The sequence below is a fragment of the Pantoea sp. genome (genome assembly GCF_032114055.1).
GTDB lineage: Bacteria > Pseudomonadota > Gammaproteobacteria > Enterobacterales > Enterobacteriaceae > Pantoea.
Genome location: NZ_DAMCTB010000002.1, coordinates 489,005 through 501,348 on the forward strand (window position 1 = coordinate 489,005; position 12,344 = coordinate 501,348).

12 protein-coding genes are annotated in these 12,344 nt (G+C 55.4%); all 12 read left to right on the forward strand.

The features are described from left to right. The first annotated feature begins 37 nt into the window (after positions 1-37). The 12 genes from frr to rnhB all read left to right on the forward strand — a co-directional run bounded on the left by frr (position 38) and on the right by rnhB (position 12,341). Positions 38-595 carry a ribosome recycling factor gene (gene frr / locus RT657_RS06380; RefSeq protein WP_009091992.1) on the forward strand — a complete coding sequence of 186 codons (558 nt, stop codon included), beginning with the start codon at positions 38-40 and terminating at the stop codon, positions 593-595. 111 nt (positions 596-706) lie between these two features. Further along, positions 707-1,903 (forward strand): 1-deoxy-D-xylulose-5-phosphate reductoisomerase, encoded by a 1,197-nt coding sequence (gene ispC / locus RT657_RS06385; protein ID WP_313653163.1) that lies wholly within the window; start codon positions 707-709, stop codon positions 1,901-1,903. A gap of 181 nt (positions 1,904-2,084) precedes the next feature. Then, on the forward strand, positions 2,085-2,837 hold the full coding sequence (ispU, locus tag RT657_RS06390; RefSeq protein ID WP_313653164.1) for a (2E,6E)-farnesyl-diphosphate-specific ditrans,polycis-undecaprenyl-diphosphate synthase: 753 nt from the start codon (positions 2,085-2,087) through the stop codon (positions 2,835-2,837). A gap of 18 nt (positions 2,838-2,855) precedes the next feature. Beyond that, positions 2,856-3,713, forward strand: a complete 858-nt coding sequence (cdsA, locus tag RT657_RS06395; RefSeq protein WP_313653165.1) for a phosphatidate cytidylyltransferase — start codon at positions 2,856-2,858, stop codon at positions 3,711-3,713. A gap of 12 nt (positions 3,714-3,725) precedes the next feature. Beyond that, positions 3,726-5,072, forward strand: a complete 1,347-nt coding sequence (rseP, locus tag RT657_RS06400; RefSeq protein WP_128084922.1) for a sigma E protease regulator RseP — start codon at positions 3,726-3,728, stop codon at positions 5,070-5,072. A gap of 51 nt (positions 5,073-5,123) precedes the next feature. Next, positions 5,124-7,535 carry an outer membrane protein assembly factor BamA gene (gene bamA / locus RT657_RS06405; protein WP_313653166.1) on the forward strand — a complete coding sequence of 804 codons (2,412 nt, stop codon included), beginning with the start codon at positions 5,124-5,126 and terminating at the stop codon, positions 7,533-7,535. Between the two features lie 109 nt (positions 7,536-7,644). After that, the gene (skp, locus tag RT657_RS06410; protein WP_003852644.1) at positions 7,645-8,142 is read left to right on the forward strand and encodes a molecular chaperone Skp; all 498 of its coding nucleotides are present in this window, start codon (positions 7,645-7,647) and stop codon (positions 8,140-8,142) included. 3 nt (positions 8,143-8,145) lie between these two features. Then, positions 8,146-9,171, forward strand: coding sequence for a UDP-3-O-(3-hydroxymyristoyl)glucosamine N-acyltransferase (gene lpxD / locus RT657_RS06415; RefSeq protein ID WP_313653167.1), 1,026 nt, complete (start codon positions 8,146-8,148; stop codon positions 9,169-9,171). A 151-nt stretch (positions 9,172-9,322) separates the two neighbouring features. Then, positions 9,323-9,778: a 3-hydroxyacyl-ACP dehydratase FabZ gene (gene fabZ / locus RT657_RS06420; protein WP_003852639.1), complete on the forward strand. Its 456-nt coding sequence runs from the start codon at positions 9,323-9,325 to the stop codon at positions 9,776-9,778. A 3-nt stretch (positions 9,779-9,781) separates the two neighbouring features. Then, entirely contained in the window at positions 9,782-10,570 is a 789-nt protein-coding gene (gene lpxA / locus RT657_RS06425) for an acyl-ACP--UDP-N-acetylglucosamine O-acyltransferase (RefSeq protein ID WP_111140588.1), read from the forward strand. A 3-nt stretch (positions 10,571-10,573) separates the two neighbouring features. Beyond that, positions 10,574-11,722 (forward strand): lipid-A-disaccharide synthase, encoded by a 1,149-nt coding sequence (lpxB, locus tag RT657_RS06430; protein WP_313653170.1) that lies wholly within the window; start codon positions 10,574-10,576, stop codon positions 11,720-11,722. Beyond that, the gene (gene rnhB / locus RT657_RS06435) at positions 11,715-12,341 is read left to right on the forward strand and encodes a ribonuclease HII (protein ID WP_313653171.1); all 627 of its coding nucleotides are present in this window, start codon (positions 11,715-11,717) and stop codon (positions 12,339-12,341) included. Before lpxB ends, rnhB begins: the two co-directional genes overlap by 8 nt. Positions 12,342-12,344 lie beyond the last annotated feature (3 nt).

The window sequence follows — 12,344 nt, forward strand, 5'->3', positions numbered from 1 at the left end:
GAACTGGCCAGGTCAAACCGAATCCAAGGGTTTCAACGTGATTAACGACATCAAAAAAGATGCTGACACGCGCATGGAAAAATGCGTTGAAGCATTCAAAAATACCATCAGCAAAGTGCGCACGGGTCGTGCTTCCCCTTCGCTGCTTGACGGCATCGTCGTCGAATATTACGGCACGCCGACGCCACTGCGTCAGCTGGCTTCCGTCACAGTGGAAGATTCACGCACGCTGAAAATCAACGTGTTTGATCGCACACTGAGTGCGGCAGTTGAAAAGGCGATCATGAAGTCCGATCTCGGTCTGAACCCAAGTTCAGCCGGTAGCGACATCCGTGTTCCGCTGCCTGCGCTGACCGAAGAGCGTCGTAAAGATCTGATTAAAATCGTGCGCGGCGAAGCCGAGCAGGGCCGTGTGTCGGTACGTAACGTCCGTCGCGATGCCAACGATAAAATCAAAGCGCTGCTGAAAGATAAAGAGATCAGCGAAGACGATGAACGTCGTGCGCAGGACGAAATTCAGAAAATGACGGATGCTTACATCAAGAAAGTCGATGCTGCACTGTCAGAAAAAGAGACGGAGCTGATGGATTTCTAATCCTGTCGCTGCCCGACAAAACGCCGTACAGAGAGGTATTCGTATGAATGCGACATCTGGCGGCGTTTTACATTGTGCCTCTGCGCACGCTGACTTCACACGGATAGCCTCATGAAGCGATTAACTCTGCTGGGATCAACCGGCTCGATCGGCACCAGCACGCTGGCGGTGGTGCGCGCCAACCCAGAGCTCTATCAGATTACGGCACTGGTCGCCGGCCACAACGTGGCGCTGATGGCTGAGCAGTGTGCAGCCTTTACCCCGCGCTACGCCTGCATGGCAGACGACGCCTCTGCGGCGGCACTGCGTGAGCGACTGAGAGCAATCAGGGTTGATACTGAAGTGCTCTCCGGCGTTCAGGCAGCCTGTGAACTGGCTGCGCTGGACGAGGTGGATCAGGTCATGGCGGCGATTGTGGGCGCCTCAGGTCTGCTGCCGACACTGGCGGCTATTCGCGCAGGTAAAACCGTCCTGCTGGCCAACAAAGAATCACTTGTCACCTGCGGCCGTTTGTTTATGGAGGCGGTACGTCATCATCACGCACAGTTACTACCGGTCGACAGCGAGCATAACGCCATTTTTCAGAGTTTACCCGCTACCATCCAGCATCAGTTAGGTTACGCTGACCTGCAGGATAATGGCATTGAGTCGATTATCCTTACGGGATCGGGTGGTCCTTTTCGTGACACAGCGTTAACGGATCTCAGTGCCATGTCGCCGGATCAGGCCTGTGCACATCCGAACTGGTCGATGGGGAGAAAAATCTCTGTCGATTCGGCCACCATGATGAATAAAGGTCTCGAGTACATTGAAGCCCGTTGGTTGTTTAATGCCAGCGCAGCGCAGATGGAAGTGATCCTTCACCCTCAGTCGGTGATTCATTCCATGGTGCGATACTGCGATGGCAGCGTGCTGGCTCAGTTAGGTTCTCCTGATATGCGTACGCCGATTGCTCACAGCATGGCCTGGCCGTCGCGTATTCATGCTGGCGTGACACCGCTGGATTTTACCCGCATGTCGGCGCTGACCTTTGCAGAACCTGACTTCAGCCGCTATCCCTGCCTGAAACTGGCCATTGATGCCTGTGACGCAGGACAGGCGGCGACCACCACGCTTAATGCCGCCAACGAGGTTGCCGTCGCGGCTTTCCTGAATCACCAGATCCGCTTCACCGACATTGCCGCTCTGAACAGTGCAGTGATGGCGGCACAGGCGTGTCCGGAACCCGATTCGGTGGACGCTGTCCTCGAAATTGATCGCATCGCGCGCGCGCTGGCAACAGAAATGTTGCCGCGTTTTACGTCGTGATAGCGATCGCTATGAGGCCATTTGTTCGCTTCAGGTGAAAATGGTATAGTCGCTGGCTCGCGTTTCACGGTCTGTCACCGAATTCGGTGTGGCCCGGCACTCGGGGAGTGTCGGGATTTGAATCGGGCGCAATGTATTCAGAAACCACAGCATTTCTGATGAAAGGAATTGGTTAAGCGTTATGTCGTCTAACAATCACAACAACACTGATGACCAGCAGGGAAACGGTCCGCGTCACGTCGCTATCATCATGGATGGCAATGGTCGCTGGGCCAAAAATCAGGGAAAATTGCGGATTTCCGGTCACAGAGCGGGCGTTAAATCGGTACGCCGTGCCGTCAGCTTTGCGGTCAGCAACAATCTCGAAGCCCTGACGCTTTACGCCTTCAGCAGTGAAAACTGGAGTCGTCCAGCGCAGGAAGTCACCGCGTTGATGGAACTGTTTGTCTGGGCGCTGGATAGCGAAGTCAAAAGCCTGCATAAACATAATGTTCGTCTGCGCGTCATTGGCGATACCAGCCGTTTCAGTCCGCGTATTCAGGAACGTATTCGCCGTTCTGAGACACTGACTGCAAATAATAGTGGCCTGACGCTCAACATTGCTGCCAACTATGGCGGCCGTTGGGATATTATCGAAGGCGTGAAAAAACTGGCTGAACAGGTTCAGGAAGGATTACTGAGACCTGACCAGATTACCGAAGAGAGCCTGACGTCGCAGCTCTGTATGCAGGAGCTGGCGCCAGTGGATTTAGTGATAAGGACCGGGGGAGAGCATCGGATTAGCAACTTCCTGCTGTGGCAGATTGCCTATGCTGAATTCTATTTTACCGATGTGCTCTGGCCGGATTTCGATGAACACGTTTTTGAAGGTGCACTGAATGCATTCTCTCTGCGGGAGCGTCGTTTTGGCGGCGCTGCACCAGGCGGCGCCTGAGCAATCTGGGGGTAACCTTTGCTGAAGTCTCGTCTGATTACCGCGTTGATTTTAATTCCGCTGGTAATAGCTGCACTGTTCTGGTTACCGCCTGTGGGTTTCGCACTGACAACGATTGTTATCTGTATGCTGGCTGCCTGGGAGTGGGGTCAGTTTGCAGGAATGGCATCACGCCAGCAGCGCGTCTGGCTGGCTGTACTTTGTGGTCTGCTGCTGGCACTGATGCAGTTTACGCTGCCACCCTATCAACACGCAGTCCATCTGCCACAGATCGCGACATCGCTTTGGGCGTCGCTCGTCTGGTGGATCGTGGCGCTGCTGCTGGTGCTCTCCTATCCCGCTTCGGCGGCTTTCTGGCGCCATTCGCGCCCGCTCCGCTTACTGTTTGGCATATTAACCCTGGTGCCTTTTTTCTGGGGCATGGTGGCGCTGCGTCAGTATCATTATGAAACTGACCACTTTGCCGGTGCCTGGTGGCTGCTGTTTGTGCTGCTGCTGGTGTGGGGCGCGGATTCCGGTGCCTACATGTTTGGCAAAATGTTCGGCAAGCACAAGCTGGCGCCAAAGGTTTCACCAGGAAAAACCTGGGAAGGGTTTCTGGGTGGCCTGGCCTGCTCGGCGCTGATTGCGCTGCTGTTTGCCTCGCTGGCACCGCTCACCGTTTCTGCCGGTACGCTGGTGGTCTGCGCGGTCATTTCAACGCTGGCCTCGGTGCTGGGCGACCTCACGGAGAGCATGTTCAAACGTGAAGCGGGCATTAAGGACAGTGGCAATCTGATTCCGGGTCACGGTGGCATGCTTGACCGCATCGATAGCCTGACTGCGGCGGTACCGGTGTTTGCCTGTTTACTGCTGCTGGTGTTCCGCACTCTCTAAGGACAGGCAAAGATGTTGAGCATACTCTGGAGTTTTGTCGCCTTTATCGTTGCGCTGGGCGTACTGATTACAGTTCATGAGTTTGGCCACTTCTGGGTCGCTCGGCGCTGTGGCGTTAAGGTTGAGCGCTTTTCCATTGGCTTTGGCAAGGCGCTCTGGCAGCGCCGTGACCGCCACGGCACCGAATATGTCATCGCGCTGATTCCGCTCGGCGGCTATGTCAAAATGCTCGACGAACGCGTTGAAAGCGTACCGGCCGAGCTGCGTCATCAGGCTTTTAACAACAAAGCCGTCTGGCAACGCGCCTCCATCATTGCGGCGGGTCCCGTCGCGAACTTCATCTTCGCCATCTTCGCCTACTGGGTTGTGTTCATTCACGGCGTGCCCGGTGTGCGCCCGGTAATCGGTGAAATTTTAAACGGTTCGGTGGCTGCGGAAGCCCAAATTACGCCCGGCATGGAACTTAAGGCGGTTGACGGTATCGAAACGCCTGACTGGGATGCTGTGCGTATGGCGCTGGTCGGTAAAATCGGGGACAGCACTACCACGCTGACCGTGGCCCGATTTGGCGAGGAGGCGACACAGCAGAAGCAGCTGGATTTGCGTAACTGGCAGTTTGAGCCGGATAAGCAGGATCCGGTTGTGGCGCTGGGGATTCAGCCGCGCGGTCCGCAGATTGAGACCACGCTGGCAGAAGTGCAGGCGAACTCGCCAGCCAGTGAAGCCGGTTTGCAAGCGGGCGACAGGATCGTTAAAGTCGATGGTCAGCCGTTATCGCAGTGGCAGTCCTTTGTCACCCAGGTCCGGGATAATCCGGGCAAAAGCATGGCGCTTGAGGTGGATCGCGGCGGCGACTCGATTGCGCTGACGATGACGCCGGAAGCGAAAGCGGGCAGCAAAGCGGGATTTGCGGGAGTCATTCCGCGCGTTATCCCGCTGCCAGAAGAGTACAAAACGGTAAGGCAGTATGGCGCGTTTGCCGCTATCGGCGAGGCTAGTGTAAAAACCTGGCAGCTGATGAAGCTCACTGTGTCCATGCTGGGCAAGTTAATAACCGGCGATGTGAAGCTGAACAACCTGAGCGGGCCAATTTCGATTGCGCAGGGCGCAGGGTTGTCAGCAGAGTACGGGTTGATTTATTACCTGATGTTCCTGGCGCTGATTAGCGTCAACCTGGGCATCATCAACCTGTTCCCTCTGCCGGTTTTAGATGGTGGTCATCTGCTCTTCCTGGCGATCGAAAAGATCAAAGGTGGACCGGTGTCCGAGCGAGTTCAGGACTTTAGTTATCGCATCGGCTCAATTTTGCTGGTGCTGTTAATGGGGCTTGCACTTTTCAATGATTTCTCACGTTTGTAACCGCTGGAACGCGAACATTCGGGGGATGTGTTAGGAAAACGCATAACAACGATGGCGATGAAAAAGTTGCTCATAGCGTCGCTGCTGTTTAGCAGCGCCACCGTTTACGGTGCAGACGATTTCGTGGTGAAGGATATTCATTTCGAAGGGCTGCAGCGAGTCGCCGTCGGCGCGGCTCTGCTGAGCATGCCAGTACGGGTTGGTGATACGGTGAATGACGATGATGTCAGAAACACCATTCGCTCGCTGTTTGCTACTGGCAACTTTGAGGATGTTCAGGTCCTGCGAGACGGTACAACACTGATTGTGCAGGTTAAAGAACGTCCTACCATTGCCAGCATTACCTTCACCGGTAACAAAGCGGTGAAAGAGGACCAGCTCAAACAGAATCTGGAAGCCTCAGGCGTACGTGTCGGCGAAGCGCTGGATCGCACCACCATCTCCTCTATTGAGAAGGGCCTTGAGGATTTCTATTACAGCGTCGGGAAATATACCGCTAACGTGAAAGCCGTGGTCACACCGCTGCCACGTAACCGTGTAGACCTGAAGCTGGTCTTTACCGAAGGTGTCTCTGCTAAGATTCAGCAGATCAACATCGTCGGTAACAAAGCCTTTAGCTCCGACGAGCTGATCTCGCGCTTCCAGCTGCGCGACGAAGTGCCGTGGTGGAACGTGGTGGGTGACCGTAAATACCAGAAACAGAAACTGGCGGGCGACCTCGAAACCCTGCGCAGCTTCTACCTGGATCGCGGCTATGCACGCTTTAACATCGACTCAACCCAGGTCAGCCTGACGCCCGATAAAAAAGGCATTTACATTACGGTGAACATCACCGAAGGCGACCAGTATAAAATCGCGGGTGTGATCGTTAATGGCAGCATGGCAGGCCACTCAGCAGAAATTGAACATCTGACAAAAATTCCGTCTGGCGAGCTCTATAACGGCGCCAAAGTGACGAAGATGGAAGATGACATCAAGAAACTGCTGGGCCGCTATGGCTATGCCTATCCGCGCGTGGCGACACAGCCAGAAATCAACGACGCCGATAAGACTGTAAAACTGCATATCAACGTGGATGCGGGGAACCGCTACTACGTGCGTAACGTCCGCTTTGAAGGCAACGACACGTCGAAAGATTCGGTGTTACGCCGTGAAATGCGCCAGATGGAAGGCGCATGGCTGGGCAGCGATCTGGTTGAGCAGGGCAAAGAGCGTCTGAACCGCACCGGTTACTTTGAAACCGTAGATGTGGATACGCAGCGCGTACCGGGCTCGCCGGACCAGGTAGATGTGGTCTACAAGGTTAAAGAGCGTAACACCGGGACCTTTAACTTCGGCGTCGGCTACGGCACCGAAAGTGGCGTGAGTTTCCAGGTCGGCGTGACGCAGGATAACTGGCTGGGTACCGGTAACACCGTCGGCATCAGCGGTACTAAAAACGACTACCAGACCTACGCAGAATTCTCGCTGACTGACCCGTACTTCACCGTTGACGGTGTGAGTCTGGGCGGCCGTCTGTTCTACAACGACTTTAAAGCGGATAACGCGGACCTCTCTGACTATACCAACAAAAGTTATGGTCTGGATGGCACGCTCGGCTTCCCGGTTAACGAAAACAACACCCTGCGTGTCGGTCTGGGCTATGTCCATAATGACCTCTCCAACATGCAGCCGCAGGTGGCGATGTGGCGTTATCTCGACTCGGTTGGCAAGCCCCAGCAGCTTAACGACAAAGGTGAGTTCTCCGCGGATGACTTCACCTTTAACTACGGCTGGACGTACAACACCCTGGACCGCGGCTTCTTCCCGACGTCGGGTAACCGCACCAACCTGAACGGTAAGGTGACGATTCCAGGCTCAGACAACAGCTTCTATAAGGCGACGCTGGATACCCAGCAATATATGCCGATTAACCAGGATCGTACCTGGGTGCTGCTGGGCCGTGGTCGCGTGGGCTATGGCGATGGACTCGGCGGCAAAGAGATGCCGTTCTATGAGAACTTCTACGCTGGTGGTTCAAGCACCGTGCGTGGCTTCCAGTCCAACACCATTGGTCCTAAAGCCGCCTACTTCAATAACAACTCGTCAAACTGCCGGATTGCCGATCCCAATGGCGTCTGTAAGTCTGACGATGCGGTCGGGGGTAACGCGATGGCGATCGCCAGCCTTGAGCTGATTACGCCAACGCCGTTCCTGAGCGAGAAGTATGCTAACTCGGTGCGTACGTCGGTATTTGTCGACGCCGGTACCGCGTGGGATACCCATTGGGAAAATACCGCCGAAACACGTGCTGCGGGCATTCCTGACTACAGCGATCCAAACAACATCCGTGTTTCAAGCGGTGTGGCGCTGCAGTGGATGTCACCGCTTGGCCCGCTGGTATTCTCTTACGCCCAGCCGATGAAGAAAGTCGAAGGAGACAAATCAGAGCAGTTCCAGTTTAACATTGGTAAAACCTGGTAATGTTCTGAGCATGGATGCAAGCTGAAGTCTTGCTGCCGGACAGCACCCGCTGCTGTTCCGGTGCAAACACTGTGTCGCTGACACAAACGTTGATGGTAAGGAGTTTATAGTGAAAAAGTTGTTGTGTGCCGCAGGTCTGGGTCTTGCTTTAGCGGTTTCCGCTGGTGTTCAGGCTGCTGACAAAATTGCAGTGGTAAACGTGTCCAGCATTTTCCAACAGTTACCGCAACGTGCGACTGTTGCTAAACAGCTGGAAAATGAGTTCAAAGGCCGTGCAACTGAGCTGCAGAGCCAGGAGCGCGATCTGCAAACCAAAATGCAGCGTCTGCAGCGTGACGGTTCGACCATGAAGGCCAGTGAGCGCAGCCGCATGGAGAAAGATGTCATGTCACAGCGTGAAGCCTTCTCTTCAAAAGCACAGGCGTTTGAGCAGGATAACCGCCGTCGTCAGATGGAAGAGCGTAACAAGCTGCTGAGCCGTATTCAGGATGCCGTGAAGAAAGTCGCTGACAGCGATGGCTATGACGTCGTTATCGACGCGAACGCGGTGGCTTATGCATCAAACGCAAAAGACATCACTGCTGACGTGCTGAAACAGGTTAAATAATTCATGTCATCTATTCGACTGGCTGATTTAGCCCAGCAGTTGGATGCAGAATTGCACGGAGATGGCGATATCGTCATCTCCGGCATTGCTTCTATGCAATCCGCCACAACTGGCCAAATCACTTTTCTTGCAAACAGCCGTTACCGCGAGCAACTCGCCCTGATTAAGGCCTCAGCCGTGGTGCTGACGGAAGCGGATCTGGAGTGGTGCAATACTGCGGCGCTGGTAGTGAAAAATCCCTACCTGACCTACGCGCGTATGGCACAGATACTCGACACCACCCCTCAGCCTGCGCAGAACATTGCGCCCAGCGCGGTGATTGACCCTTCAGCTCGTCTCGGCAGCCATGTCGCGATTGGCGCAAACGCCGTGATTGAAGCGGACGTGGAGCTGGGTGATAACGTGGTGATTGGTGCAGGCTGCTTTATCGGCAAAAAAACCCGTATTGGCAGCGGAACCCGACTCTGGGCCAACGTTTCTGTGTATCACGAGATCGTTATCGGCCAGGATTGTCTGATTCAGTCAGGCACGGTCATCGGTTCGGATGGTTTTGGTTATGCCAACGATCGCGGTAACTGGGTGAAAATCCCGCAGTTAGGCGCGGTGATTATCGGCGATCGCGTGGAAATAGGTGCCTGTACAACCATTGATCGCGGTGCGCTGGATAACACTCTGATCGGCAATGGTGTTATCATAGACAACCAGTGCCAGATCGCCCACAACGTAGTTATTGGCGACAATACTGCGGTTGCAGGCGGTGTGATCATGGCGGGTAGTCTGAAGATTGGGCGTTACTGTATGATTGGCGGTGCCAGCGTCATTAACGGCCACATGGAAATCTGTGACAAAGTAACGGTGACCGGTATGGGCATGGTCATGCGTCCTATCACAGAGCCTGGTGTTTACTCATCCGGCATTCCGCTGCAACCCAACAAAACCTGGCGCAAAACTGCAGCGCTGGTGATGAACATCGATGACATGAGCAAACGCTTAAAAGCCATCGAGCGCAAGGTCGGCAAAGACGACTAACCGCCATCCCCAAACTGACCGGCTTTCATAACAAAAATGTTAAGCAGGGAAGCCCGGCGCCACAGAACCTATTTGCGGCCTGCGGAAGATCACTTGATCTGTGCAGGCCGTGTTATTGATGTCATCAGATTTTTAGGACAGGAAGAGTATTTTGACTACTGAAACTCATACTCTGAAAATTGAAGAGATTTTAGAGCTGCTGCCGCACCGCTATCCGTTTCTGCTGGTAGACCGTGTGCTTGAATTTGAAGAGCACAAATACCTGCGTGCAGTGAAGAACGTTTCTGTTAATGAACCGTTTTTCCAGGGGCACTTCCCTGGTAAACCGATTTTTCCTGGCGTTCTGATCCTGGAAGCGATGGCGCAGGCTACTGGTATTCTGGCGTTTAAAAGCGTGGGTAAACTGGAGCCAGGCGAACTCTATTACTTTGCCGGTATCGACAGTGCCCGTTTCAAACGTCCTGTCGTACCAGGCGACCAAATGATCATGGAAGTGACTTTCGAGAAAACCCGCCGTGGTCTGACCCGCTTTAAAGGCGTGGCGACTGTCGACGGTAAAATCGTTTGTGAAGCGACCATGATGTGTGCCCGCAGCCGGGAGGCATAATTCGTGATTGATCCAACCGCCACTATCCATCCCAGTTCTGTTATCGAAGAGGGCGCTGTCATTGGCGCCCGTGTTCACATTGGCCCGTTTTGCTTTATTGGCGCGAATGTTGAGATCGGTGAAGGAACGGTACTGAAGTCACACGTTGTGGTGAACGGCCACACGCGTATCGGTAAAGATAACCAGATCTATCAGTTCGCCTCAATCGGAGAAGTGAATCAGGATCTGAAATATGCCGGTGAGCCAACACGGGTTGAGATCGGCGATCGCAACCGCATCCGTGAAAGCGTGACGATTCATCGTGGCACCACCCAGGGTGGCCATGTCACCACGGTGGGCAGCGATAATCTGCTGATGGTAAACGTTCATATCGCGCATGACTGCGTGATTGGCAACCGCTGCATCTTCGCCAACAACGCCACTCTGGGTGGTCACGTCACGGTCGATGATTTCGCCATTATTGGCGGCATGACAGCGGTCCATCAGTGGTGCACCATCGGGGCGCATGTGATGGTTGGCGGCTGTTCCGGCGTGGCACAGGATGTCCCTCCTTACGTCATTGCGCAGGGCAACCACGCGACGCCGTTCGGGATCAATATCGAAGGTCTCAAACGCCGTGGCTTCAGCAAAGAGTCGCTGCACGCTATCCGCAACGCCTACAAGTTGCTCTACCGTAGCGGCAGAACGCTGGAGGAAGTGAAGCCAGAGATTGAAGCCATCGCGCAGCAGCACAGCGAAGTGCAGCCTTTCTACGACTTCTTCAGCCGCTCTACCCGTGGATTAATCCGTTAACCCATGTCAGCGCGTCCTTTAACGATTGCCCTGGTCGCCGGAGAAACCTCCGGCGATATTCTTGGTGCCGGTCTGATCCGTGCTCTGAAAGCCCGTCATCCGGATGCACGCTTTGTGGGGGTGGCGGGGCCGCTGATGCAGGCGGAAGGGTGCGAAGCCTGGTATGAGATGGAAGAGCTGGCGGTAATGGGGATCGTGGAGGTGCTGGGCCGCCTGCGGCGCCTGCTGAAAATTCGCCGCGATCTGACGCAGCGTTTCACCGCACTGCGGCCCGACGTCTTTGTCGGCATTGATGCGCCCGATTTTAATATCACGCTGGAAGGCAACCTCAAACGCGCGGGCATCCGCACTATCCACTATGTCAGTCCTTCTGTCTGGGCATGGCGGCAAAAGCGCGTCTTCAAGATCGGCCGTAACACCGATCTGGTGCTGGCGTTCCTGCCGTTTGAAAAAGCCTTTTACGATCGTTTTAACGTTCCCTGCCGCTTTATTGGCCATACGATGGCGGATGCGATGCCGCTGCAGCCCGATAAGCTGGCTGCCCGGCGTCATCTGGGGATCGCCGACGATGCGCTCTGTCTGGCCCTGCTGCCGGGCAGTCGCGGCGCGGAAGTAGAGATGCTCAGCGCGGACTTCCTGAAAACGGCCCGCCTGCTGCGTCGTCACTATCCGGCGCTGGAGATCGTGGTGCCGCTGGTGAATGCCCGTCGCCGCGAACAGTTTGAGAAGATTAAAGCCGAGACGGCGCCGGAGCTGCCAATGCATCTGCTGGATGGGCAGGGCCGCGAGGCGATGATCGCGAGCGATGCCGCACTGCTGGCATCCGGCACTGCCGCGCTGGAGTGCATGCTGGCAAAATGTCCGATGGTGGTGGGATATCGCATGAAGCCTGCCACATTCTGGCTGGCTAAACGGCTGGTCAAAACCCCTTACGTCTCGCTGCCGAATCTGCTGGCCGGGCGTGAGCTGGTCAAAGAGTTACTGCAGGATGCGTGTCAGCCTGAAGCGCTGGCCGCGGCGTTAGATCCGCTGCTGCACGCCGGGCCTGAACGCGAAACGCTGCTGCAGACGTTTCATGAATTACATCAACAGATCCGCTGGAACGCCGATGAGCAGGCAGCGGATGCGGTACTGGAGCTGGTGAATGCCTGATTTTATCTACCCTGTCGCCAGCCTGATTGCGGGTGTGGACGAAGTGGGGCGTGGGCCGCTGGTCGGTGCGGTCGTCACCGCAGCGGTCATCCTCGATCCGGCGAATCCGATTACCGGCCTGGCCGACTCGAAAAAACTGTCGGAAAAGCGCCGCCTGGCGCTGTATGACGAGATCAAAGAGAAGGCCCTGGCCTGGAGCCTGGGACGTGCAGAGCCTGAAGAGATCGACCAGCTCAATATTCTGCATGCTACCATGCTGGCGATGCAGCGCGCCGTGGCGGGTCTGCACATCCAGCCCGACTATGTGCTGATAGATGGCAATCGCTGCCCCGCGCTGCCAATGCCTTCCCAGGCGGTGGTGAAAGGGGATAGTCTGGTTGCCGAAATCAGTGCGGCGTCGATCATCGCCAAAGTGTCGCGTGACCGCGAAATGGCCGATCTGGATCGGCTGTTCCCGGAGTATGGCTTTGCGCAGCACAAAGGTTATCCGACCGCGCTGCACATGGAAAAACTGACGCAACATGGCGCCACGCCGCATCACCGTCGCAGTTTTGCGCCCGTTCGCAATGCGCTGCTCGATGCTGAAGTCCTGGCTGCGCGCCAGCCCCTGACGCTGTAATAG